The 22,790-nt window shown below is 69.4% G+C and carries 23 protein-coding genes; 12 read left to right on the top strand and 11 right to left on the bottom strand.

Annotated features, from left to right (window positions below; all coding sequences use genetic code 11):
• Nucleotides 1-26 precede the first annotated feature (26 nt).
• From ABZT17_RS00625 to ABZT17_RS00610, 4 genes are all read right to left on the bottom strand, one after another.
• Entirely contained in the window at nucleotides 27-275 is a 249-nt protein-coding gene (locus ABZT17_RS00625; RefSeq protein WP_015660680.1) for an acyl carrier protein, read from the bottom strand.
• Nucleotides 276-378: 103 nt separating this feature from the next.
• A complete protein-coding gene (locus tag ABZT17_RS00620) occupies nucleotides 379-1,377 on the bottom strand; it encodes a ketoacyl-ACP synthase III (RefSeq protein WP_356341906.1) in 999 nt (332 codons plus the stop codon).
• Between the two features lie 22 nt (nucleotides 1,378-1,399).
• On the bottom strand, nucleotides 1,400-2,326 hold the full coding sequence (locus tag ABZT17_RS00615) for an ACP S-malonyltransferase (protein ID WP_356341903.1): 927 nt from the start codon (nucleotides 2,324-2,326) through the stop codon (nucleotides 1,400-1,402).
• Between the two features lie 89 nt (nucleotides 2,327-2,415).
• On the bottom strand, nucleotides 2,416-3,618 hold the full coding sequence (locus tag ABZT17_RS00610; RefSeq protein ID WP_356341900.1) for a helix-turn-helix domain-containing protein: 1,203 nt from the start codon (nucleotides 3,616-3,618) through the stop codon (nucleotides 2,416-2,418).
• Nucleotides 3,619-3,844: 226 nt separating this feature from the next.
• Between ABZT17_RS00610 and ABZT17_RS00605 the strand changes: the two genes are divergently transcribed.
• Complete coding sequence (locus tag ABZT17_RS00605) at nucleotides 3,845-4,504, top strand: pirin family protein (protein WP_356342235.1); 660 nt, start codon at nucleotides 3,845-3,847, stop codon at nucleotides 4,502-4,504.
• On the opposite strand, the gene ABZT17_RS00600 is transcribed toward ABZT17_RS00605, so the two are convergent.
• Nucleotides 4,501-5,319, bottom strand: coding sequence for a serine hydrolase domain-containing protein (locus ABZT17_RS00600; protein WP_356341898.1), 819 nt, complete (start codon nucleotides 5,317-5,319; stop codon nucleotides 4,501-4,503). The two genes, ABZT17_RS00605 and ABZT17_RS00600, sit on opposite strands and share 4 nt — an antisense overlap.
• A gap of 116 nt (nucleotides 5,320-5,435) precedes the next feature.
• Between ABZT17_RS00600 and ABZT17_RS00595 the strand changes: the two genes are divergently transcribed.
• Nucleotides 5,436-5,900, top strand: a complete 465-nt coding sequence (locus ABZT17_RS00595; RefSeq protein ID WP_356341896.1) for a MerR family transcriptional regulator — start codon at nucleotides 5,436-5,438, stop codon at nucleotides 5,898-5,900.
• Nucleotides 5,897-6,913 carry an aldo/keto reductase gene (locus ABZT17_RS00590; protein WP_356341894.1) on the top strand — a complete coding sequence of 339 codons (1,017 nt, stop codon included), beginning with the start codon at nucleotides 5,897-5,899 and terminating at the stop codon, nucleotides 6,911-6,913. The genes ABZT17_RS00595 and ABZT17_RS00590 overlap by 4 nt, the downstream gene beginning before the upstream one ends.
• A gap of 31 nt (nucleotides 6,914-6,944) precedes the next feature.
• Here ABZT17_RS00590 and ABZT17_RS00585 read toward each other — a convergent pair whose 3' ends face one another.
• From ABZT17_RS00585 to ABZT17_RS00575, 3 genes are all read right to left on the bottom strand, one after another.
• On the bottom strand, nucleotides 6,945-7,802 hold the full coding sequence (locus ABZT17_RS00585; RefSeq protein ID WP_356341892.1) for a DUF4429 domain-containing protein: 858 nt from the start codon (nucleotides 7,800-7,802) through the stop codon (nucleotides 6,945-6,947).
• 57 nt (nucleotides 7,803-7,859) lie between these two features.
• Nucleotides 7,860-9,077, bottom strand: a complete 1,218-nt coding sequence (locus tag ABZT17_RS00580) for an alpha/beta hydrolase (RefSeq protein ID WP_356341890.1) — start codon at nucleotides 9,075-9,077, stop codon at nucleotides 7,860-7,862.
• Nucleotides 9,078-9,169: 92 nt separating this feature from the next.
• On the bottom strand, nucleotides 9,170-9,796 hold the full coding sequence (locus ABZT17_RS00575) for a TetR family transcriptional regulator (protein WP_356341888.1): 627 nt from the start codon (nucleotides 9,794-9,796) through the stop codon (nucleotides 9,170-9,172).
• A gap of 66 nt (nucleotides 9,797-9,862) precedes the next feature.
• Between ABZT17_RS00575 and ABZT17_RS00570 the strand changes: the two genes are divergently transcribed.
• Together ABZT17_RS00570 and ABZT17_RS00565 are read left to right on the top strand one after the other, a co-directional pair.
• Nucleotides 9,863-11,485: an MFS transporter gene (locus ABZT17_RS00570; RefSeq protein ID WP_356341886.1), complete on the top strand. Its 1,623-nt coding sequence runs from the start codon at nucleotides 9,863-9,865 to the stop codon at nucleotides 11,483-11,485.
• 260 nt (nucleotides 11,486-11,745) lie between these two features.
• Nucleotides 11,746-12,054 (top strand): small hydrophobic protein, encoded by a 309-nt coding sequence (locus ABZT17_RS00565; RefSeq protein WP_356341884.1) that lies wholly within the window; start codon nucleotides 11,746-11,748, stop codon nucleotides 12,052-12,054.
• Nucleotides 12,055-12,259: 205 nt separating this feature from the next.
• Here ABZT17_RS00565 and ABZT17_RS00560 read toward each other — a convergent pair whose 3' ends face one another.
• Together ABZT17_RS00560 and aceE are read right to left on the bottom strand one after the other, a co-directional pair.
• The gene (locus ABZT17_RS00560; protein WP_356341882.1) at nucleotides 12,260-12,997 is read right to left on the bottom strand and encodes a potassium channel family protein; all 738 of its coding nucleotides are present in this window, start codon (nucleotides 12,995-12,997) and stop codon (nucleotides 12,260-12,262) included.
• A gap of 48 nt (nucleotides 12,998-13,045) precedes the next feature.
• Entirely contained in the window at nucleotides 13,046-15,793 is a 2,748-nt protein-coding gene (aceE, locus tag ABZT17_RS00555) for a pyruvate dehydrogenase (acetyl-transferring), homodimeric type (protein WP_356341879.1), read from the bottom strand.
• Between the two features lie 352 nt (nucleotides 15,794-16,145).
• On the opposite strand from aceE, the gene ABZT17_RS00550 reads away from it, so the two are divergent.
• The 6 genes from ABZT17_RS00550 (at nucleotide 16,146) to ABZT17_RS00525 (ending at nucleotide 20,613) form a co-directional block, all read left to right on the top strand.
• On the top strand, nucleotides 16,146-16,577 hold the full coding sequence (locus tag ABZT17_RS00550; protein ID WP_356341877.1) for a DUF3052 domain-containing protein: 432 nt from the start codon (nucleotides 16,146-16,148) through the stop codon (nucleotides 16,575-16,577).
• Between the two features lie 111 nt (nucleotides 16,578-16,688).
• On the top strand, nucleotides 16,689-17,147 hold the full coding sequence (locus ABZT17_RS00545; protein ID WP_356341874.1) for a peroxiredoxin: 459 nt from the start codon (nucleotides 16,689-16,691) through the stop codon (nucleotides 17,145-17,147).
• Nucleotides 17,148-17,259: 112 nt separating this feature from the next.
• A complete protein-coding gene (locus ABZT17_RS00540; RefSeq protein WP_356341872.1) occupies nucleotides 17,260-17,835 on the top strand; it encodes a calcium homeostasis/redox stress adaptation protein in 576 nt (191 codons plus the stop codon).
• 148 nt (nucleotides 17,836-17,983) lie between these two features.
• Nucleotides 17,984-18,559, top strand: a complete 576-nt coding sequence (locus ABZT17_RS00535) for a TerD family protein (RefSeq protein ID WP_356341870.1) — start codon at nucleotides 17,984-17,986, stop codon at nucleotides 18,557-18,559.
• Nucleotides 18,560-18,607: 48 nt separating this feature from the next.
• Complete coding sequence (locus tag ABZT17_RS00530; protein WP_356341868.1) at nucleotides 18,608-19,756, top strand: DUF475 domain-containing protein; 1,149 nt, start codon at nucleotides 18,608-18,610, stop codon at nucleotides 19,754-19,756.
• A 119-nt stretch (nucleotides 19,757-19,875) separates the two neighbouring features.
• A complete protein-coding gene (locus tag ABZT17_RS00525) occupies nucleotides 19,876-20,613 on the top strand; it encodes a Tellurium resistance (RefSeq protein WP_356341865.1) in 738 nt (245 codons plus the stop codon).
• A gap of 19 nt (nucleotides 20,614-20,632) precedes the next feature.
• Here the strand turns inward: ABZT17_RS00525 and ABZT17_RS00520 are convergent, their stop codons facing one another.
• Nucleotides 20,633-21,439, bottom strand: a complete 807-nt coding sequence (locus ABZT17_RS00520) for a TerD family protein (protein WP_356341863.1) — start codon at nucleotides 21,437-21,439, stop codon at nucleotides 20,633-20,635.
• A 183-nt stretch (nucleotides 21,440-21,622) separates the two neighbouring features.
• Here ABZT17_RS00520 and ABZT17_RS00515 point away from each other — a divergent pair, with 183 nt between their 5' ends.
• Entirely contained in the window at nucleotides 21,623-22,789 is a 1,167-nt protein-coding gene (locus ABZT17_RS00515; protein ID WP_356341861.1) for an HpcH/HpaI aldolase/citrate lyase family protein, read from the top strand.
• Nucleotide 22,790 lies beyond the last annotated feature (1 nt).

Raw genomic sequence — 22,790 nt, 5'->3', positions numbered from 1 at the left:
AAAGGACGAGACCTTTAAGGGCTGACTCAGGCCTGGTGCTTGAGGATGTAGTCGGTCGCGTCGCCGACGGTCTTGAGGTTCTTGACGTCCTCGTCCGGGATCTTGACGTCGAAGCGCTCTTCGGCGGCGACGACGACCTCGACCATGGACAGCGAGTCGACGTCCAGGTCGTCGGTGAAGGACTTGTCCAGCTGGACGTCCTCAACCGGGATGCCGGCGATCTCGTTCACGATGTCGGCGAGACCGGCGACGATCTCTTCCTGAGTGGCGGCCATGTCAGGCGCTCCTTCTTTGTGATCCAGAGGGTTTGGCCCCCGCCGCGTGAGCGGCGGGTGTTGAGGTGCTTCCGCACCGGACGTGTGATCCGGCACGGAGTGCCTAGGGGAGAGTAACGACCGTCGCGGCGTAGACGAGACCCGCCCCGAAGCCGATGACGAGCGCGGTGTCGCCGCTCTTCGCCTCACCGGTCGCCAGAAGCCGCTCCATCGCGAGCGGAATCGAGGCGGCCGAGGTGTTGCCGGTGGTGCGTACGTCCCGCGCGACCGTGACGTGCGCCGGCAGTTTCAGCGTCTTCACCATCGAATCGATGATCCGCTCGTTGGCCTGGTGAGGAATGAAGACGTCCAGCTCGTCCGGGGTGATCCCGGCCGCGTCCAGCGCCTGCTGGGCGACCTTCGCCATCTCGAACACGGCCCAGCGGAACACCGCCTGGCCCTCCTGCGTGATCGCAGGGAACTTGCCCGTGGAGCTGTCGTACTCGTCCCACGGCACGGTCTGCTTGATGGTCTCGGACTTGTCGCCCTCGGAGCCCCAGACCGTGGGGCCGATCGCGGGCTCCTTGGACGGGCCGACGATCACCGCGCCCGCGCCGTCGCCGAACAGGAAGGCCGTGGCCCGGTCCTCCAGGTCGGTGAGATCGGACAGCCGCTCCACGCCGATGACGAGGACGTACTCCGCGCTGCCCTCGACGATCATGCCCTTGGCGAGCGTCAGACCGTAGCCGAAGCCCGCGCAGCCGGCCGAGATGTCGAAGGCGGCGGCCTTGTTGGTGCCCAGCTTGTCGGCGATCTCCGTCGCCACGGCCGGGGTCTGCTTGAAGTGCGAGACCGTCGAGACGATCACACCGCCGATCTGCCCGGCGGAGATTCCCGCGTCGGCGATCGCCTTCCCGGACGCCTCGACGGACATCGCGGCCACGGTCTCCTCGGGGGAGGCCCAGTGCCGGGTCTCGATGCCGGAGCGCGAACGGATCCACTCGTCGGACGAGTCGATCGTCTCGAGGATCACCTCGTTGGGCACCACCCGGGTCGGACGGTAGCCGCCCACGCCCAGGATGCGCGCGTACGGGGCGCCCTTGCTGGGCTTGATCTTCGACATGTTCGTACGGCTCCTTAGGGGGTCAGGCTTGAGCATGCTCGGCGAGGAGCTCGCGGGCCGCGTCGAGGTCGTCGGGGGTCTTGAGGGCGAGCGTCCGCACGCCCGGCAGCGCGCGCTTGGCGAGGCCCACCAGGGTGCCGCCGGGGGAGACCTCGATGAGCGCGGTCGCGCCGAGCTCCTTGAACGTCTCCATGCACAGGTCCCAGCGGACCGGGTTGGCGACCTGGCCGACCAGCCGCTCCAGCACCTCGGCACCGGTGGCGACGGTCCGTCCGTCCTTGTTGGAGACGTACGTGACGGTGGGGTCGGCCGGCGTCAGGTCGGCGGCGGCCTTGGCCAGCGCGTCGACGGCGGGCGCCATGTGGTGCGTGTGGAAGGCGCCGGCGACCTTCAGCGGGACGACCTTGCGGACGCCCTCGGGCTTGTCCTCGTTCAGCGCGGCGAGCTGCTCCAGCGTGCCCGCGGCGACGATCTGACCGGCGCCGTTCACGTTCGCGGGGGTCAGACCGAGCTTCTCCAGATGCGCGACGGACACCTCGGGGTCGCCGCCGAGCAGCGCCGACATACCGGTCTCGGTGATCGCGGCGGCCTCGGCCATCGCCAGACCCCGCTTGCGTACGAGGGTCAGCGCGGCGGTGTCGTCGAGGACACCGGCGAAGGAGGCGGCGGTGATCTCACCGACGGAGTGCCCGGCGACGGCGCCCGGGGCGAAGCCGGCCACCCCCCCGAGTGCCGAGGCGGACAGGAGCCCCGCGGCGACCAGCAGGGGCTGGGCCACGGCGGTGTCACGGATGGCGTCGGCGTCGGCCTGTGTGCCGTAGTGGGCGAGGTCCAGTCCGATGGCGTCGGACCACGCGGCGACGCGGTCGGCGGCACCGGGCAGTTCGAGCCAAGGAGTCAGGAAGCCGGGCGTCTGGGCGCCCTGGCCGGGAGCGACGAGTACGAGCACTCTCACACTCTCTCTTGTGGACGGGCACGGCCGCCCGTGGGGACAGGGACGAAGAACACGAGGCGGTTTTGTGGGGCCCCGACAAAAGACTAGGCGGGGAGATCTCCATCGGCCAGACGCCCCAGGATCAGCGCGATGCGCAGTGTGAACGCCGAGCGTACATCGGATGGCGACCATCCGGTGACGTCAGTCACACGTCGAAGCCGGTAGCGCACGGTGTTGGGATGGACGAAGAGCATCCGGGCCGCCCCCTCCAGACTGGACGCCTGTTCGAGATAGACGGAGAGCGTCTCCAGCAGAGCCGAGCCGGCTTCCTCCAGCGGTCTGTAGATCTCCTCCACCAACTGCTCCCGCGCGCTCGGGTCACCGGCGATCGCGCGCTCCGGAAGCAGATCGTCCGCCAGCACCGGCCGAGGCGCGTCCTGCCAGGCGGAACAGGCTTTCAGGCCGGCCGCCGCGGCCTGCGCGGACCGGGTCGCGGCCAGCAGATCGGGCACGATCGGCCCGGCCACCACCGGACCCGCCGCATACGGGCCGATCAGCGACTTGGCGACGCCGAGCGGATTGTCGCTGCCGCCCGCGATGACGACGAGCCGGTCGCCGAGCACCCCGGTGAGCACCTGGAGCTTGGCGTGCCGTGCGGCGCGGCGGATCGCCTCGACGGTCAACTCCGAATCCCCCTCGGGCGCCGTCCCCAGCACCACGCACACATGCTCGGGCGCGTTCCATCCGAGGGCGGCGGCCCGGCTGACGGCCCCCTCGTCGGCCTCACCGCTGAGCACGGCGTTCACGACCAGCGACTCCAGCCGCGCGTCCCAGGCACCGCGGGCCTCCGCGGCCTGGGCGTAGACCTGGGCGGTGGCGAAGGCGATCTCCCGGGCGTACACGAGCAGCGCCTCGCGCAGCACGTTCTCGTCCCCGGGCGCCGCCACCTCGTCGATGGCGGTCTCCATGACCTCGATCGTGGTGCGCACCATCTCGACGGTCTGCCGGAGCGTGATGGCCCGGGTCAGCTCCCTCGGGGCCGTCCCGAACACATCCGTGGAGATGGCCTGCGGGGCGTCGGGATGCCGGAACCACTCGGTGAACGCCGCGATACCGGCCTGGGCGACCAGCCCGATCCAGGAACGGTTCTCCGGGGGCATCGCCCGGTACCACGGCAGCGTCTCGTCCATGCGCGCGATCGCGTGCGCGGCGAGCGAGCCGGAGGACTTCTCCAGCCGCTTCAGGGTCGCGGAGTGCGGATGCGGCGGCGCAACGGCCTCGGGTTTGCGGGATACGGGTTCGGGCACGGGACAAGACTGCCTTATGGGATGGGTCGGTCGCCTACGGGGGCGCCTTAGTCGGTGTCGAGACGGTGATCGTGCTCAGCGCTTCGCGCCTCCGCGCGTTCACCGTCTCGACACCGACGCGCCCCCTCCGGCTCCCTCCCGGCCGACGCGTGGGCACACGCTGGGTTGGTGGGCCCTTGCCGTCTGTCATATGTGCGTTGTCCGGCACCGCTACCTTGGGGGTGTGATGGACGTACGGCGCGCTGCGGAGCGCTATCCCGGGGGTGATGCGGCGGGTGGCATCTCGTCGTGGCATGCCTTCTCCTTCGGTCCGCACTACGACCCCGACAACCTCCGCTTCGGCGCGGTGATCGCCTGCAACGAGGAGCGGCTCGCTCCCGGTGCCGGGTTCGACGAACACCCGCACAGCCACACGGAGATCGTGACCTGGGTGGTCGAGGGCGAGCTGACGCACCGGGACTCCGGGGGCCATGAGACGACGGTCCGCCCCGGGGACGTGCAGCGCCTCAGCGCGGCGGCCGGTGTCCGGCACGTCGAGCGCAACGACGCCGAGGTGCCGCTGACCTTCGTACAGATGTGGCTGGCGCCGCTGAAGCCGGGCGGTGAGCCGTCGTACGAGATCGTCCACGGCATCGCGGACTCGACGCCGTACGCCGTGCCCGAGGCGGGCGCGATGCTCCATGTACGGCGGCTGGGTGCGGGGGAGCGCACCGCGGTACCGGACGGGGCGTATGTGTACGTCCATGTCGTGCGCGGTGAAGTACGGCTGGACGGCGCGGAGTTGGGGGCGGGGGACGCGGCCCGGATCACGGACGCGAAGGATCTCGAGGCGGTCGCGTCGGCCCCGGCCGAGCTGCTGCTGTGGGAGATGGCCCCGCCGTTCTAGCGGGTTTCGGCCAGCACCGCGTCCGTGAACGCGGGCCATGCCTCCACCGCCCAGGGCCCGAAGGCGCGGTCGGTCAGCGCGACCGTCGCGAGCCCCGCGTCGGGGTCGATCCACAGGAACGTGCCCGACTGCCCGAAGTGGCCGAAGGTGCGCGGCGACGACGAACCGCCGGTCCAGTGCGGGGACTTGGAGTCGCGGATCTCGAAGCCGAGGCCCCAGTCGTTGGGGTTCTGGTGGCCGTAGCCGGGCAGCACGCCCTTGGTGCCGGGGTACTGGACCGTCATCGCCTCGGCGACCGTACGGGGGTCGAGGAGACGGGGGGCCTGGATCTCGGCCGCGAAGCGCAGGAGGTCGTCGACCGTGGAGACGCCGTCCTTCGCCGGGGAGCCTTCGAGGGCCGTGGACGTCATGCCCAGGGGCGCGAGGACCGCCTGCCGCAGATACTCCCCGAACGGGATGTCCGTCGCCTTGGCGATGTGGTCGCCGAGCTGCTCGAAACCGGCGTTGGAGTACAGGCGCCGTTCGCCGGGCACCCCCATCACCCTGTGCTCGTCGAAGGCCAGCCCCGAGGTGTGCGCGAGCAGATGCCGGACCGTCGCCCCGGCGGGCCCGGCCGGCTCGTCGAGCTCGACCGCTCCCTCCTCGTACGCGACGAGGACGGCGTACGCGGCGAGCGGCTTGGTGACCGAGGCCAGCGGGAAGCGGTGGCCGCTCGGTCCGTGGCCGCCGAGTACGGTGCCGTCGGCACGCACCACGCCGGCCGCGGCGGTGGGAACCGGCCAGTTCTCGATCAGTGCGAGGCTCTGCAAGGACATGCCGACGAGCCTAAGCGGCGTACGGCCGCGTACTTCTCGCGGGGTCGGCGGCGGGGGACGAATTCTTACCGGTTCCGCTTGCTTGGAGTGCACTCCAACCCCATAGCGTTGAGGCCATGACGGTGATGGAGACCACCCCCACCCGGACCGACGCCTGCGGAGCCCCGCCCCCACCCCATCGGCGCCCACTGGGCCAGGACAACTACACGATCAGCGAGGTCGTCGCGTTCACCGGGCTGACCGCGCACACCCTGCGCTGGTACGAGCGCATCGGACTGATGCCGCATGTCGACCGCTCCCACACCGGCCAGCGTCGCTACAGCAACCGCGACCTCGACTGGCTCGACCTCGTCGGCAAGCTGCGCCTGACGGGCATGCCGGTCGCCGACATGGTGCGGTACGCGGAACTGGTGCGCGAGGGCGACCACACCTACGGCGAGCGATTCGAACTGCTCGAGTCGACCCGGCGCGATGTGCTGGCGCGGATCGCCGAGCTGCAGGACACCCTCGCGGTGCTGGACCGGAAGATCAGTTTCTACGCGGACGCGGACCGCGTCCGCGAGGCGGAGAAGGTGCGATGACCGACAGCAGCATTCCGACCGCGCGACTGGGCGGCACCGGCCCCGAGGTCGGCGTCCAGGGCCTCGGCTGCATGGGCATGAGCTTCGCCTACGGCCCCTCGGACGCGAAGGAGTCGCGGGCCACCCTGGAGCGGGCGCTGGAGCTGGGCGTCACCCTGTACGACACGGCGGACGCCTACGGCCGGGGCGAGAACGAGAAGTTCCTGTCCCCGTTCTTCAAGGCCCACCGGGACTCGGTCGTCATCGCGACCAAGTTCGCCCTGTCGATCCCGCCCGACGAGCCCACCCGTCGCGTCATCCGCAACGACCCGCCCTACATCCGCCAGGCCGCCGAGGCCAGCCTCAGGCGTCTGGACGTCGACACGATCGACCTCTACTACATGCACCGGCGCGATGTGAACGTGCCGATCGAGGAGACCGTCGGCGTCATGGCCGAACTGGTCCGCGAGGGCAAGGTGAGGCACCTGGGCCTGAGCGAGGTCACGGCCGGTGAGCTGCGCGCCGCGCAGGCCGTGCACCCCATCGCGGCCGTGCAGTCGGAGTGGTCGCTGTTCAGCCGGGACATCGAGGCCAACGTGGTGCCGGCCGCCCGTGAGCTGGGTGTCGCCCTGGTCCCGTACTCCCCGCTCGGTCGTGGCTTCCTCACCGGCTCCTTCACCGACGCCGACAAGGAGCTCACGGCCGACGACGTCCGCCGCCGGCAGCCCCGCTTCACCGGCGGCAACGCGAGTGCCAACGCGAGCCTCCTGGACCCCGTCCGCGCGATCGCCGGGGCCCATGGCGCGTCGCTGGGCCAGATCGCCCTGGCCTGGGTGCAGCAGCAGGCGGCGGTCCACGGCCTCCCGGTCGTCCCCATACCGGGCACCCGCAAGCCGGGCCGCGTGGAGGAGAACACGGCGGCGGCGAGGATCACGCTGAGTCAGGAGGAGCTGGCGCTGCTGGAGCCGATCGCGGCGAAGGTGGCGGGCGACCGGTACGCGGACATGACGTTCGCCTCCGCCGGACGCGAATGACCCGGACCCGAATGACCCGGACGCGAATGACTCAGAGTTCCGCCAGCAGCTCGGCCTTCTTGCTGGAGAACTCCTCGTCCGTCACCAGCCCCGCCTGGTGCAGCTCTCCCAGATGACGGATGCGCTCCGCGATGTCGGCGGGGTCGCGACGCGGACCGGCCGCGGGTACCACCGCCGCCGGTCCGCTCTTTCGTACGGCCGCCAGCACCGCCGCCGCGAACGGCAGCGACTCGTGCACCGGCCCGTAGCCGAGCCCGAAGACCACGGCCGCCGGATCCTGGTCGGGCTGCGTGGGCGCCGTGGCCCCGTCCCGGAGCATCAGCCGCAGATGCCCCTCGAACACCTCCGGCGACCGCCACTGCACTCCGCTCAGCTCGGTCACCGGAAAGCTCTGGTCCCCGGCCTTCCACTTCGCCGACGACGCGCCCGTCCAGAACCAGCGGAAGCTCACCGTCCGCCCGTCGAAGGAGGCCTTCGCGTCGTACGCCTTGAACTGGCGGGGCGCCTCGGGCGCGGCCACCAGATAGCCGTCGACCGGCCCGCCGCCGTCCAGCCCCGCCCGCAGCTCGTCGGCGTAGTACTCGGCCAGTGTCTCCTTCTCGGCCGGCAGGACCAGGCGGTAGGGGTCGCAGCCTTCCTTCAGCTGGCCGGCCGCCGCTTCCAGCAAGGGGTCGGCGCCCTCGCGCAGCTCGACCCGGAGGACGACGGTGCCCCGCTTCCCCGGCGCCAGCGTCACCCCCGCTATCGCCCCGAGGGGAACACGACGTTCCCCCAGTGCCTGGAACAGCTTGGGCGTTCGAATCCCCCGTTCGTAACGGATGAGCACGGAGTCGGACTCGAACTCCCAGGCGGCATGAAATCCGGCCAGTACGTCACCCATGCGGCTCATCGTATGCGCGACCCGCTCCTTCGTCGCCATCCCGCGCAGACCGCTGTTCCTGCGCCTCTACGCGCGTCCGGCCGCAGCCGCGCCGGACAAACCCGAACCGCACCCGCGGACCTCGCGGGCACAGACCACCGACCGGTACGCGCCAACGCCGATCTCCGCGAAGTTCAGCAGGCTCGCCGTACCCGGTTCGAAATAGCCCGCGTGTCCCTTCGCGCCCGCCGCCGACAGCACCCGCGCCCCGAAGGCCGACGAGACCGGGTCGGCGCCGTGGCCGAGCCCGCCGACCTCCATGTACGGCACGTCCTGGATCCAGTCCGTGCTGTCCCGCATCGCCCACACCGCGGCGGAGGTGTGCAGCCCCGCCGCCCGGCGGACCCGCATACCGGGGCTGCCGGCCACCGCTATGTCGGCCACCCGGCGCGGCAGCGCGTGCGCGGCCACCCCGCAGACGACCGAGCCGTAGCTGTGGCAGAACAGCGAGACCGGCGCCCTGCCGGGCAGCGCCCGCAGCAGCGCGTTCAGCCGGACCGCGCCGTCCTGGGCGCGCATCGCCGTCGCCGAGTCGATGCCGAGGCCGGCCGGTGCCGTGTAGTCGGCCCAGGCGATCACCGCCGTACGCGTTGCCGGGCTCGCGTCCTGCTCGGCCGCGTACAACGACTTGGCCATGCCGACCGGAGCCGAGTACGGGCGGTAGGTCTTCTGGAAGGTCAGCAGGTCGGTGTCGACGCCGGGGACGACGACCGACACCCGCCGCGCCTTCTGCAGATCGCCGAAGACCTCGGCGACCCGGCCGGTGCCGTCGGGGTCGAAGGCGAGGATCTGCCGGCCCCCGCTCAGCAGGGACTCGTAGCGGTGCATACGACGGCCCGCCTCCTGCTGCCCGACCGGGGAGAGGCGGCTGTCGTGCATACGCCTGAGTTCGGCCCGGCGCTGCTGCTGGAGCGCCAGATGGTTGGCGCGGTAGCGCAGCGCGACCGGGGCGCCGTTCATGTTGCCGACCGCGAGCGGGTAGCGGCGGGCCAGCGCCGCGCCCTCCTGGGCGGTGAGCGTGGCGAAGAAGCGGGACAGGCGCGCGGGGGACGCGTCCGGGTCCGGCAGATGGTGGCCGTGTATCCGGCCGTGCTCCCAGGAGGAGAGCGAGGCCTGGAGCGGGCTCTTCACGCCGTGGTTGCGCAGGGCCGTCCAGCCGGTGGTCGCCAGCATCACGAACACGACGGCCAGGGCGAGCAGCGCGCGCCAGACGTTCAGTTGCGGGGAGGTGTCGAAGGAAGTCACTGGGAGGACACACTAGGAGAACGAGAGGGTCTCGCGTGAGTCGAGTGACGCGGATCACGTTTCGATAAACGTGGCGGTGACCTCAGTGTGTCTCAGCGTGTTCGCCCGTTCTCGGTGAGTGCGGGTCCCACCTGTTCGAGGTACGAGATCGTCAACGCGCGCATCGCCTCCACGTCGAAGTCCGCGTCGGTGCCCCACTGCCGCTCCGTCACCCGCATCACCCCGCCGAAGACCGCCACGGCCAGCCGCGGCCGGGGATCGGCGTCCACATCGAGGCCCTCGCGGTCGGCGATCACGCGCGCGAGGGCGTCCTCGGCCTCCAGATTGCGCCGCAGCTGCGCGGCGAGCAGGGTCGGCGTCGACTCGATCACCCGGTGCATCCGCAGATAGAGCTCGACGGGTACGACGGCCTCGATCACCTCGTGCAGATGGTCCCACCCCTCCAGGACCGCCTGCCGCAGCGCCACTATCGGCGCCTCCACCGCCGGCCGCCTCCGCACGGCCTGCACGAACCGCGCCACCACCAGCGCCTCCAGGGCGAGAGCCGCCTCGTCCTTGCCGGCGAAGTAGCGGAAGAAGGTGCGCTGCGAGACATCGACGGCCTCGGCGATGTCGTCGACGGTCGTCCGGTCGTAGCCCCGTGTGGTGAACAGCTCGATGGCGGCCCTCAGCAGGGCGTCCCGGGTGCGCTGCTTCTTGCGTTCGCGCAGTGTTTCCATAGGCGTCAGTTACTGACTTGTGAACTGGTTTGTCAATTGTCAGTGGCTGTCATTAGCCTCGAACGCATGACTAGTCAGACCATCGACACGACGGGTTCGGGGGGTGGCGAGGCGCCGCAGGCCCCGTCGGACGGGTCGGCGCCGGCCTCCGGACTGCGCGGCCACCCCTGGTTCACTCTCATCACCGTGGCGGTCGGCGTCATGATGGTGGCCCTGGACGGCACCATCGTGGCCATCGCCAACCCGGCCATCCAGAAGGACCTCAAGGCGAGCTTCGCCGACGTCCAGTGGATCACCAACGGCTACTTCCTCGCCCTCGCGGTCTCCCTGATCACCGCGGGCAAGCTCGGTGACCGCTTCGGCCACCGCCAGACCTTCCTGATCGGCGTGACCGGCTTCGCCGCCGCCTCGGGCGCCATCGGCCTGTCGAACAGCATCGCCGCGGTCGTCACCTTCCGCGTCTTCCAGGGCCTGTTCGGCGCCCTGCTGATGCCGGCCGCGCTCGGTCTGCTGCGGGCGACGTTCCCGGCCGAGAAGCTCAACATGGCCATCGGCATCTGGGGCATGGTCATCGGCGCCTCGACCGCGGGCGGCCCGATCCTCGGCGGCGTCCTCGTCGAGCACGTCAACTGGCAGTCGGTGTTCTTCATCAATGTGCCGGTAGGTGCCATCGCCCTCCTCCTGGGCCTGCTGATCCTGCTCGACCACCGCGCCGAGAACGCGCCGCGCTCCTTCGACATCCTCGGCATAGCCCTGCTCTCCGGCGCGATGTTCTGCCTGGTCTGGGCCCTGATCAAGGCGCCGAGCTGGGGGTGGGGCGACGGCAGGACCTGGACCTTCATAGCCGCCTCGCTCCTCGGCTTCGCCTTCTTCGCCTTCTGGGAGACGAGGGTCAAGGAGCCGCTGATCCCGCTCGGCCTCTTCCGCTCGGTGCCGCTCTCCGCAGGCGTCGTCCTGATGGTCCTGATGGCCATCGCGTTCATGGGCGGGCTGTTCTTCGTGACGTTCTATCTGCAGAACGTGCACGGGATGACCCCGATCGAGGCGGGTCTGCACCTGCTGCCGCTCACCGGGATGATGATCGTCGGCTCCCCGCTCGCGGGCGTGCTGATCACCAAGCTGGGCCCGCGTGTCCCGCTGGCCGGCGGTATGGCGGCCACCGCGATCGCGATGTACGGCATGTCGACGCTGCAGACGGACACCGGCAGCGCGCTGATGTCCCTCTGGTTCGGCCTCCTCGGCCTCGGTCTCGCGCCGGTCATGGTCGGCGCCACCGAGGTCATCGTGGGCAACGCGCCCATGGAGCTCTCCGGTGTGGCCGGAGGCCTCCAGCAGGCGGCCATGCAGATCGGCGGCAGCCTCGGTACGGCGGTGCTTGGCGCGGTGATGGCCTCCAAGGTCGACAACGACCTCGCGGGCAACTGGAAGGACGCCGGCCTCCCGCCGCTGACCCCGGCCCAGCTGGGGCAGGCCTCGGAGGCGGTCCAGGTCGGCATCGCGCCGGTCGCCAAGGGGACGCCGGACGCGGTCGCCGCGAAGATCGCCGACGTGGCGCACCAGACGTTCATCTCGGGCATGAGCCTGGCGTCGCTGGTCGCGTGCGGGGTCGCGGTGGTGGCGGTGTTCGTGGCGCTGCTGACGAAGCGGGGCGCGAACGCGGAGGCGGGCGCCGGGGTGGGCCACATCTGAGTCGCCTTACCGCGGTGGAAAACTGACGGAACTTCAGCCGACTTCGCCTATCAGGGTGAAGACGCTAAAGATTCCTCGCCCTCGGTACGCGCCGCAGGTCACAGTGGGTCATGCCCTCCGCAGAGGGCGACCGGTGCTGCGGCGCGCTGCCGGAGGGGGGCAGCGCGCCGACAGACCGGTGACGCGGCCGGTGATTAGGAGCCGCACCGGGGGTACCCGGCTCCCTGAGCCCCGAACAGACCCCGGGGTTCAGGGAGTTGATGATGGCGGGCTTTGGACACGGAACGCGCAGGTACCCCCGCTCACGTGGCCGGACGTGGTCACGGACCGGGCCGGATCGCGCGACGCTCGGAATCATCGGAGTCATCTGCGCGGTGGCCGGTTTCTTCGTGCTGGGGATTGTCCTCGGTCCGGTGGCGGTCGTGTGCGGTTGGCTCGCCATGGGCCGCGGCTGGGCGGGTTCCCGCCCCGTGCCGGCCCTGGTCGCGCTCGTACTGGGCGCCATCGACACGCTCCTGGCCATCATCTGGCTGGCAGGAGCGGCCACCCCGGGCACAGGCCTGTTCTGACCCGGGCAAGTGAGGGAGGACCCCCGGTTGATGGACCGGGGGTCCACCTCTTTCGTGGTCCGGCCTCTTCGCCGCCTGGCCGACGGCTCACCGATACCGCGACCTCACACGGTCGGTGGCCACGGACGGGGCCGGTTCGCGTGACGACACCGATTCCGGCCCTGATCGCCCCTGTACCGAGCGCCGGCGAGACGCGGGACCAACCTCAGCTGTCCACCGGGGTCTGTTTCAGGGAGGCGATCTCGGCTCGTAGGGCTCTTACCTCTTCGGTGAGGGCCTCGATGGCCTCTGTCTGGCGTCTTTCCTCCACGTCGTCCTTTTCGAAGCGGGCGATGAACCAGGTGGCGATGTTGGCGGTCACCACACCGAGCAGCGCGATGCCGGAGAGCATCAGGCCCACGGCGATCATGCGGCCCAGGCCCGTCGTCGGGGCGTGGTCGCCGTATCCCACCGTCGTCATCGTGGTGAACGACCACCACAGCGCGTCACCCAGCGTGCGGATGTTCCCGTCCGGTGAGTCGCGCTCCACGGACAGCACGGCCAGCGACCCGAACATCAGCAGCCCGACCACGGCCCCCGCGACATACGTCGTCAGCTGGATCTGCGAAGCCATCCGCGCCCGCCGGCCGACGAGTATCAGCGTCGACACCATCCGCAGCAGCCGCAGCGGCTGAAGCACCGGCACCACCACGGCACACAGGTCCAGCCAGTGCGTCCGCACGAACTCCCTGCGCTGCCGCGCCAGCCCCACCCGCACCACGTAGTCGACGGCGAACGTCCCCCACACCACCCACTCGACCCAGGTGCACACGGCCGTCAGCAGATGCCCCGCCGAGTGATCCACGATCGGCACGGCATACGCGACGGCGAACAACACGGCCAACGCCAGCAAGGGGCGCTGGGTGACCTGCTCCCAACGCCCCTGCGCCGTTTGTTGCTTCATGCCCGCATCGTAGAGACAAACGGGGAGGACCCCCGCGCCCCGAAGCGGCTACGCGTCCCCGCCTGCCGCCCCCGGATCCGCGGCGGCGACATCCAGCAGCTGGTACCGGTCGATGGCCTGCTTCAGCACCGACCGGTCCACCTTCCCCTCCCGCGCCAGCTCCGTCAGCACGGCCACCACGATCGACTGGGCGTCGATGTGGAAGAACCGACGGGCCGCCCCACGGGTGTCGGCGAAACCGAACCCGTCCGCGCCCAGGGACTGGTAGGACCCCGGCACCCACCGCGCGATCTGGTCCGGCACGGCCCGCATCCAGTCGGACACCGCCACGAACGGCCCCTGCGCACCCGACAGCTTCTGCGTCACGTAGGGCACCCGCTGCTCCTCCTCCGGGTGCAGCAGGTTGTGCTGCTCCACGGCGACCGCGTCACGCCGCAGCTCGTTCCAGGAGGTCGCCGACCAGACGTCGGCACGCACGTTCCACTCCTCGCCGAGGATCCGCTGCGCCTCGACGGCCCACGGCACCGCGACACCGGACGCCATGATCTGCGCGGGGATCGATCCCGAACCGCCCTCGGAGATCCGGTGGATGCCCTTGAGGATGCCCTCGACGTCCACGCTCGTAGGCTCCGCCGGGTGCTGGATCGGCTCGTTGTAGACGGTCAGGTAGTAGAAGACGTCCTCGCCGTGCGGGTGCTCGGCGTCACCGCCGTACATCCGCCGCAGACCGTCCTGCACGATGTACGCGATCTCGTACGAGTACGCCGGGTCGTACGCGACACACCCCGGGTTGGTCGAGGCGAGCAGCTGCGAGTGCCCGTCGGCGTGCTGCAACCCCTCACCGGTCAGCGTCGTACGCCCCGCGGTCGCACCCAGGACGAAACCGCGCGCCAGCTGGTCGGACATCTGCCAGAACTGGTCACCGGTGCGCTGGAAACCGAACATCGAGTAGAAGACGTAGACCGGGATCAGCGGCTCGCCGTGGGTGGCGTACGCCGAGCCCGCCGCGATCAGGGAGGCGGTGCAGCCGGCCTCGGAGATGCCGTCGTGCAGCATCTGGCCCGTCGGCGACTCCTTGTACGCGAGCAGCAGATCGCGGTCCACCGCCTCGTACTGCTGACCCAGCGGGTTGTAGATCTTCGCGCTCGGGAAGAAGGAGTCCATGCCGAACGTGCGGTACTCGTCCGGCGCGATCAGCACGAAACGACGCCCGAGCTCCTTGTCCCGCATGAGGTCCTTGAGGAGACGCACAAAGGCCATGGTCGTCGCGATCGACTGCTGGCCCGAGCCCTTCTTCACGGTCGCGTACGTCTTGTCGTCCGGCAGCGCGAGCGGCTTGGAGCGCACCACGCGGGTGGGGACGTAACCACCGCACTGCCGGCGCTGGTCGTGCATGTACTGGATCTCTTCCGAGTTCCGGCCCGGGTGGTAGTACGGCGGCGCGCCGGACTCCAGCTCCTTGTCGGAGATCGGCAGGTGCAGCCGGTCGCGGAAGCGCTTGAGGTCGTCGACCGTCAGCTTCTTCATCTGGTGCGTGGCGTTGCGGCCCTCGAAGTTCGGGCCCAGCGTCCAGCCCTTGATCGTCTTGGCGAGGATGACCGTGGGCTGGCCCTTGTGCTCGGTGGCCGCCTTGAACGCCGCGTAGATCTTGCGGTGGTCGTGACCGCCGCGGCCCAGGTGCAGGATCTGGTCGTCGGTCATGTTCTCGACCATCGCGCGCAGCCGCTGGTCGTCGCCGAAGAAGTGCTCGCGGATGTACGCGCCGGACTCGGTGGCGTAGGTCTGGAACTGCCCGTCCGGCGTCGTGTTCATCCGGTTGACGAGGAGGCCGTCCCGGTCCTGCGCGAGCAGCGGGTCCCAGGAGCGGTCCCAGATCAGCTTGATCACGTTCCAGCCGGCGCCGCGGAAGACCGACTCCAGCTCCTGGATGACCTTGCCGTTGCCGCGCACCGGGCCGTCGAGGCGCTGCAGGTTGCAGTTGACGACGAAGGTCAGGTTGTCCAGGCCCTCGCGGGCGGCGATGGTCAGCTGGCCCAGCGACTCCGGCTCGTCCATCTCGCCGTCGCCGAGGAAGGCCCACACCCGGGACTTCGAGGTGTCGGCGATCCCGCGCGCGTGCATGTACCGGTTCATCCGCGCCTGGTAGATCGCGCCGATCGGGCCGAGGCCCATGGAGACGGTCGGGAACTCCCAGAAGTCCGGCATCGAGCGCGGGTGCGGGTAGCTCGACAGGCCGTGCGGGGCCTTCGACTTCTCCTGGCGGAAGCCGTCCAGGTTCTCCTCGGTGAGGCGGTCGAGCAGGAAGGCGCGCGCGTAGATGCCCGGGGAGGCGTGGCCCTGGAAGAAGACCTGGTCGCCGCCGAGGCCGTCGTCCTTGCCGCGGAAGAAGTGGTTGAAGCCGACGTCGTAGAGGGACGCGGAGGACGCGAAGGTGGCGATGTGGCCGCCGACGCCGATCCCGGGGCGCTGGGCGCGGGAGACCATCACCGCGGCGTTCCAGCGGGTCGCGTTGAGGACCTTGCGCTCGATCTCCTCGTTGCCCGGGAAGAAGGGCTCGGCCCTGGTGGGGATGGTGTTCACGTAGTCCGTGCTGCGCATCTCGGGCACGGCCACACGCTTCTCGCGGGCCCGCTCGATCAGCCGCAGCATCAGGTAGCGGGCCCGCTCACGGCCGCGCTCGTCGACGGCGGCGTCGAGGGAGTCGAGCCACTCCTGGGTCTCCTCGGGATCGAAGTCAGGAACCTGACTCGGAAGGCCGCCAATGATGATCGGGTTGCGATCGGATCCGGAAGCCACGCTGTTCCTTACCTGTCAGAGGGCTGCTTTGAGCTGCTTTTCGGTATGCCTGCACCGTTCCCCATCGTGTACCTCGGGGAAGCAAACGTCATCTCTACTGAGAGGTAACCGAGACCTGTGGAGACCCGCCCGGGTTCCCAATGCCGCAAAGGGGGCAGAAAGGTGTGGTGTAGGTCACTAACGGCTGCGGCGGCGTAGCTGGAGTTGCGGTGACACGGCCAGGAACGTCACCGTTTCGGCGGTCTGAACGGCCGGGTACTTGCGCGATCCGCCCCGCCCGTGTGGACTACGGCCAATGCTTCGCGCACGCGCGTGGCTGAGAGATTCCCAAGACATGATCAGGAGGCACCCCGTGAGCGCGACCGCGGACCACGCGGAGACGAGCCCTGCCGTGAGGCTGGGGTTCCAGCCCGAGCAGGTGGTCCAGGAGATCGGCTACGACGAGGACGTAGACCAGGAACTCCGCGAGGCCATTGAGGAAGTCATCGGCAGCGACCTTGTGGACGAGGACTACGACGACGTCGCCGATGCCGTGGTGCTCTGGTTCCGCGACGAGGACGGCGACCTGACCGATGTGCTGGTGGACGCCACCACGTACATCGAGGAGGGTGGCTCGATCCTGCTGCTGACGCCGAAGACCGGCCGTGACGGCTACGTCGAGCCGAGCGACATCTCCGAAGCCGCGACGACGGCGGGCCTGTCCGCCTCCAAGAGCGTCAGCGTGGGCAAGGACTGGAGCGGCAGCCGGCTGGTGACGCCCAAGGCGGCCAAGTCCAAGAAGTAGGCCGCACCGGACGGGCCGAGTCTTCGCTCGGCCCGTCCGTCGGTTCCCGGTGAGCGCTGCGTAGGGTTGGCCCCACCACCCGAACAGCCCCACCGAAAGGGACGTATCCCGATGGCGATCCAGGTCGGCGACAAGGCCCCCGACTTCGAGCTCAAGGACAACCACGGCGCCACCGTGAAACTCTCCGAGTTCCGCGGCCGGAAGAACGTGGTCCTGCTCTTCTACCCCTTCGCCTTCACCGGCGTGTGCACCGGCGAGCTGTGCGAGGTGCGGGACAACCTGCCGCAGTTCTCCGACCGCGACACCCAGGTGCTCGCCGTCTCCAACGACTCCATCCACACCCTGCGTGTCTTCGCCGAGCAGGAGGGCCTCGACTACCCGCTGCTGAGCGACTTCTGGCCGCACGGCGAGGTCTCCCGCGCCTACGGCGTCTTCGCCGAGGACAAGGGCTGCGCGGTGCGCGGCACCTTCGTCATCGACAAGGAGGGCGTCGTCCGCTGGACCGTCGTCAACGCCCTGCCGGACGCGCGCGACCTCGGCGAGTACGTGAAGGCGCTCGACACCCTGTGATTCTTCGTTTCCAAGCCATGCGTGGGGCGGGAACCCGTCACTAGGATCGATTCGTTGATCCGATGTCAAACGCACGGCGGGGCGCCCCGCCCCTGAACCCAATGGAGGACTCGTGGGAGTCAGCCTCAGCAAGGGCGGCAACGTATCGCTGACCAAGGAGGCCCCGGGCCTGACCGCGGTCATCGTCGGTCTGGGGTGGGACGTCCGCACCACGACCGGCACCGACTTCGACCTGGACGCTAGCGCGCTGCTGCTGAACAGCTCCGGCAAGGTCGCCAGCGACCAGAACTTCGTCTTCTTCAACAACCTCAAGAGCCCCGACGGCTCGGTCGAGCACACCGGCGACAACATCACCGGTGAGGGCGAGGGGGACGACGAGCAGATCAAGGTCAACCTCGCGGCCGTCCCGGCCGACATCGAGAAGATCGTCTTCCCGGTGTCGATCTACGACGCCGAGAACCGCCAGCAGTCCTTCGGCCAGGTCCGCAACGCGTTCATCCGCGTGGTGAACCAGGCCGGCGAGGCGGAGATCGCCCGGTACGACCTGAGCGAGGACGCCTCGACCGAGACCGCCATGGTCTTCGGCGAGCTGTACCGCAACGGCGCGGAGTGGAAGTTCCGCGCCATCGGCCAGGGCTACGCCTCGGGCCTGCGCGGCATCGCGCAGGACTTCGGCGTCAACGTCTGACGGGTCGACGTCCGACGGCTTCGACGTCCGACGTCGACGTCCGAGCGGCCGCCCGGCCGGTCGAACCCTCCGGCGCCGCACCGCCCGCGGTGCGGCGCCGGAGGATCAGTACAACCACATACGCACCGTCTCGGGGAGGACCAGCATCATGGGCGTCACGCTCGCCAAGGGGGGCAATGTCTCCCTGTCCAAGGCCGCACCCAACCTCACTCAGGTGATGGTCGGGCTCGGCTGGGACGCGCGCTCCACCACCGGAGCCGACTTCGACCTGGACGCCAGCGCGCTGCTCTGCAACAGCGGGCGGGTGCTCGGGGACGAGTGGTTCGTCTTCTACAACCAGCTCAAGAGCCCGGACGGCTCGGTGGAGCACACCGGTGACAACCTCACCGGTGAGGGCGAGGGTGACGACGAGTCGATCCTGATCGACCTCTCCAAGGTGCCGGCCCAGTGCGACAAGATCGTCTTTCCGGTCTCGATCCATATGGCCGACGAGCGCGGCCAGACCTTCGGTCAGGTGAGCAACGCGTTCATCCGCGTGGTCAACCAGGCCGACGGCCAGGAGCTGGCCCGCTACGACCTCAGCGAGGACGCCAGCACGGAAACGGCCATGATCTTCGGTGAGGTCTACCGCTACCAGGGCGAGTGGAAGTTCCGTGCAGTGGGACAGGGGTACGCGTCGGGGCTCCGGGGCATCGCTCTAGACTTCGGAGTCAACGTTTCGTAAAGCCGAGTGCGGTCCGGGGAGACCCGGTCGCCAAGGATTGGGTAGCCAGTGCTTCTGAAAACCTTCGGCTGGTCGTTCGCGATTACCGCGGTCGGCCTGGTCGTCGCCGTCCTCTACGGGGGGTGGGAGGCCTTCGGCATCGTGGCGATCCTCTCCATCCTCGAGATCTCGCTGTCCTTCGACAACGCGGTGGTCAACGCCGGAATCCTGAAGAAGATGAGCGCCTTCTGGCAGAAGATCTTCCTCACCGTCGGCGTGCTCATCGCGGTCTTCGGCATGCGCCTGGTCTTCCCGGTCGTCATCGTCGCGATCAGCGCCAAGATCGGCCCGATCGATGCGGTCGATCTCGCCCTGAACAACAAGGACCACTACCAGCAGCTCGTCACCGACGCCCACCCGGCGATCGCCGCGTTCGGTGGCATGTTCCTGCTGATGATCTTCCTGGACTTCATCTTCGAGGACCGTGACATCCAGTGGCTGCGCTGGATCGAGCGCCCGCTGGCCAAGCTCGGCAAGGTCGACATGCTGGCGGTCTGCATCGCGCTGATCGTCCTGCTGATCACCTCCTTCACCTTCGCCACCCATGCCCACCAGCACGGCGGCGCCCACGTCGACAAGGCCCAGACCGTCCTGATCTCCGGTATCGCCGGCCTGATCACCTACATGGTCGTCGGTGGCCTCTCCGGGTTCTTCGAGGACCGTCTGGAGGCCGAGGAGGAGCGCGAGCACGAGGAGGAGGAAGCGGCCGAGCGCACCGGCAAGAAGAAGCCCGCGGTCGTCCTGGCCGGCCAGGCCGCCTTCTTCATGTTCCTCTATCTCGAAGTCCTGGACGCCTCGTTCTCCTTCGACGGCGTCATCGGCGCCTTCGCCATCACCAACGACATCGTCCTGATGGCGCTCGGCCTCGGCATCGGCGCCATGTACGTCCGTTCCCTGACGGTGTACCTGGTCCGCCAGGGCACCCTCGACGACTACGTCTACCTGGAGCACGGCGCGCACTACGCGATCGGCGCGCTGGCGGTGATCCTCATGGTCACCATCCAGTACCAGATCAACGAGGTCATCACCGGCCTCGTCGGTGTCGTCCTGATCGGCTGGTCCTTCTGGTCCTCCGTGCGCCGCAACCAGCGTCTCGCGGCCGCCGAGGGAAAAGCGACGGGCTCGGACGAGAAGACTGAGGTCTCGTCCGGGGTGTGACGCCCCTTCGGGTGAGGAACGCTCTGAGCGGGGCGGCCGGGCCTCCGGCCGCCCCGCCGGTCTTTGCCGAGCCGGTCTCCTGGGAGCCGGTCTCTTTCGAGTCGAACATGGGGGCGGGAATGGGGTTCTTCGACGGTCTGCTGGGGTCGCGCGCGGCCGATTTCGACTCCGGCAGCTCGGCCACCAACGCCATCGAGCTGACCAAGCGGCACAACCAGGTCTCCCTCACCAAGCAGGGGGCCGCCACCGGGCATCTGCGGGTCAACCTGAACTGGCGGATGCGGACCTCCGACATAGGCGGCTCGCAGCGGGAGTCCCTGTGGCGCCACCCGTTCAAGGCGCTGCGGCCGCCGGAGGTCATGGGGCACAACCAGAGCATGGTCAACGTCGACCTCGACCTGGCGTGCCTGTACGAGCTGGCCGACGGTACGAAGGGGGTCGTACAGCCGCTCGGGAACTACTTCGGGGACGTGAACGCGCCGCCGTACGTCAAGCTCAGCGGTGACGACCGGTTCGGGTCGGCGTCCGGGGAGACGATGTACGTCAACCTGGACCACCGGGACGAGATCAAGCGGCTGCTGGTGTTCGTCTACATCTACGACCAGACGCCGGCGTTCGACCGCACACACGCGATCGTGACGCTGTACCCGAGCAACGGGCCCCGGATCGAGATCCATCTCGACGAGCGGCATCCGCAGGCGCGGTCGTGCGCGGTGGTGATGATCGAGAACGTCAAGGGCGAGCTGGTGGTCCGGCGTGAGGTGAAGTTCGTCTACGGGTTCCAGGCGGAGTTGGACCGGCTGTACGGGTGGGGCCTTCAGTGGGGGCGGGGTTACAAGACGAAGGTGGAGCGATAGCCGCCCCGGCGACTCCCCCTCAGCGGCCGATGAACTGCGGGCCCTGGGGCGGGAGTCGGAAGTCGGGGTTCGGGAGGGTCGTCACCGGTGGCGGATAGCCGTAGCCGGACTGCGGGGCCGCCACCCCCGCGGTGGCGGGGGCCGGGTGGGGATAGCCGTAGGCCGGCTGGGTCGCGGGAGTGGCCTGGGGGTAGCCGTAGGACGGCTGGGCGGGGAACGCGGCCGGCTGCTCGGGGGGCAGGGGCTGGGCCTGCGCGGAGGGCGGCGGGGCCGCCTCCGGGCCCGACTCGTCGACCGAGATGCCGTAGTCCGTGGCCAGGTCCTTCAGGCCGTCCGTGTAGCCCTCGGCCACCGCGCGGAACTTCCAGCCCTCGCCGCGGCGGTAGAGCTCACCGCAGATCAGGGCCGTCTCGCCGCCGGTCTCCGGTTTGATGTCGAAGGTGATCAGCGGTTCGGCGTCGGTGAGACGGGCGTCGTACAGCAGGATGCGCAGGCCCGGTACGCGGCCGAAGGGGACGTCCTCCGCCGAAGCGACCAGGAGAATACGGCTGACATCGGTCTCGACTCCGGCGAGATCCGTCTGGATCGTGTCGGTGGGACCGTCGGCGAGCCGTTTCTTGCCGAGCCACCAGATCTTCCCGGAGGGGTGCCGGGGCTGGTTGTAGAAGACGAAGTCCTCGTCGGAGCGCACACGACCGTCGGGGCCGAGGAGCAGCGCCGAGGCGTCGACATCCGGGACCCCCGGCCCGGGCGTCCAGCGCAGCACGGCGCGCACCGTCGTGGCTTCCAGCGGGACGTTCGACCCCTTCAGCATCGCGTGCGTCATGCGGTCATCCTGCCCTCTCGGTCCTGGTCACGACAACGCGGGGTGCGGCATCCGTCACAGCTGTTCATGTCCTGCGTTACCTGAAATTCATGCCCGATGGGAACCCATGACATGGGTTTGTACGTACTATTACCGGCCACCTTCGACACATCACCGATCACATAGCCAACACGGGGGAGCTTTATGCGTCATTTCGGGCACATCGCCCCGGAGGTGCGTCAGCGCCTCTTCCACCAGGAGCCCTGCGCCTTCGACGCGGACTCCCCGGCCCGGCTGCTCTCCGCGGCCCTGGGCGCCACGCTCTACAGCCCGGCCACCAGGCCGCGGCTGGCCGACGACATCGTCAAGCAGGCGGCGCTCGGCGTGGTCTCGATGGTGCTGTGCCTCGAGGACTCGATCGACGACGCGGACGTGGTGGCGGGGGAGGAGAACCTCGTCCGGCAGTTCGCCGACCTGGACGCCCGGGGCGGCGACCGCATCCCGCTGCTGTTCATCCGGGTGCGCACACCCGAGCAGATCCCCGATCTCGTACGGCGGCTCGGCGCGAGCGTCCGGCTGCTGTCCGGGTTCGTGTTCCCGAAGTTCACCGAGGAGCGCGGTATCCCGTTCCTGGAGGCCCTCGCGGGTGCCGAGACGGCGAGCGGGCGCCGGCTGTTCGGGATGCCCGTGCTGGAGACACCGGAGCTGATGTACCGGGAGACGCGCGTGGACGCCCTGGAGGGCATCGCCCGCGCCGTCGAGAAGTACCGCGACCGCGTACTGGCGCTCCGGCTGGGCGTCACCGACTTCTGCTCGTCGTACGGGCTGCGCAGGGCTCCCGACATGACGGCCTACGACGTCCAGATCATCGCCTCCGTGATCGCCGACGTGGTCAACATGCTGGGGCGCGCCGACGGCACCGGGTTCACGGTGACCGGGCCGGTGTGGGAGTACTTCCGCGTCCCGGAGCGGATGTTCAAGCCGCTTCTTCGCACCAGCCCCTTCCTCGAGGGGCAGGCCGTCGAACTGCGCGAGAAACTGATCGAGCACGCCATGGACGGTCTGCTGCGGGAGATCTCGCTCGACCAGGCCAACGGTCTGCTGGGCAAGACCTGCATACACCCGACCCATGTCCTGCCCGTGCACGCGCTGTCCGTGGTCAGCCACGAGGAGTTCAGCGACGCCGCGGACATCCTGCGGCCCGAGCGGGGCGGCGGGGGCGTGCTCAGGTCGGCGTACACGAACAAGATGAACGAGGTGAAGCCGCACCGCGCCTGGGCCGAGCGGACCATGCTGCGGGCCGAGGTCTTCGGCGTCGCACGCGAGGACGTCAGCTTCGTGGACCTGCTCGCCGCCGGCGTACCCGGCTGAT

Origin of the sequence: Streptomyces sp. NPDC005648 (assembly GCF_040605395.1) — a bacterium.
Lineage (GTDB): Bacteria > Actinomycetota > Actinomycetes > Streptomycetales > Streptomycetaceae > Streptomyces.
This window is presented reverse-complemented; position numbering and strand designations above follow the sequence as displayed.

What these genes read in the sequence shown, in the direction of transcription:
- ABZT17_RS00625 (WP_015660680.1), bottom strand. Translation starts at nt 275, where the DNA reads ATGGCCGCCACTCAGGAAGAGATCGTCGCCGGTCTCGCCGACATCGTG.
- ABZT17_RS00620 (WP_356341906.1), bottom strand. Translation starts at nt 1,377, where the DNA reads ATGTCGAAGATCAAGCCCAGCAAGGGCGCCCCGTACGCGCGCATCCTG.
- ABZT17_RS00605 (WP_356342235.1), top strand. Translation starts at nt 3,845, where the DNA reads ATGGACGTACGGCGCGCTGCGGAGCGCTATCCCGGGGGTGATGCGGCG.
- ABZT17_RS00600 (WP_356341898.1), bottom strand. Translation starts at nt 5,319, where the DNA reads ATGTCCTTGCAGAGCCTCGCACTGATCGAGAACTGGCCGGTTCCCACC.
- ABZT17_RS00595 (WP_356341896.1), top strand. Translation starts at nt 5,436, where the DNA reads ATGACGGTGATGGAGACCACCCCCACCCGGACCGACGCCTGCGGAGCC.
- ABZT17_RS00590 (WP_356341894.1), top strand. Translation starts at nt 5,897, where the DNA reads ATGACCGACAGCAGCATTCCGACCGCGCGACTGGGCGGCACCGGCCCC.
- ABZT17_RS00585 (WP_356341892.1), bottom strand. Translation starts at nt 7,802, where the DNA reads ATGAGCCGCATGGGTGACGTACTGGCCGGATTTCATGCCGCCTGGGAG.
- ABZT17_RS00575 (WP_356341888.1), bottom strand. Translation starts at nt 9,796, where the DNA reads ATGGAAACACTGCGCGAACGCAAGAAGCAGCGCACCCGGGACGCCCTG.
- ABZT17_RS00570 (WP_356341886.1), top strand. Translation starts at nt 9,863, where the DNA reads ATGACTAGTCAGACCATCGACACGACGGGTTCGGGGGGTGGCGAGGCG.
- ABZT17_RS00565 (WP_356341884.1), top strand. Translation starts at nt 11,746, where the DNA reads ATGATGGCGGGCTTTGGACACGGAACGCGCAGGTACCCCCGCTCACGT.
- ABZT17_RS00560 (WP_356341882.1), bottom strand. Translation starts at nt 12,997, where the DNA reads ATGAAGCAACAAACGGCGCAGGGGCGTTGGGAGCAGGTCACCCAGCGC.
- ABZT17_RS00545 (WP_356341874.1), top strand. Translation starts at nt 16,689, where the DNA reads ATGGCGATCCAGGTCGGCGACAAGGCCCCCGACTTCGAGCTCAAGGAC.
- ABZT17_RS00535 (WP_356341870.1), top strand. Translation starts at nt 17,984, where the DNA reads ATGGGCGTCACGCTCGCCAAGGGGGGCAATGTCTCCCTGTCCAAGGCC.
- ABZT17_RS00525 (WP_356341865.1), top strand. Translation starts at nt 19,876, where the DNA reads ATGGGGTTCTTCGACGGTCTGCTGGGGTCGCGCGCGGCCGATTTCGAC.
- ABZT17_RS00520 (WP_356341863.1), bottom strand. Translation starts at nt 21,439, where the DNA reads ATGACGCACGCGATGCTGAAGGGGTCGAACGTCCCGCTGGAAGCCACG.
- ABZT17_RS00515 (WP_356341861.1), top strand. Translation starts at nt 21,623, where the DNA reads ATGCGTCATTTCGGGCACATCGCCCCGGAGGTGCGTCAGCGCCTCTTC.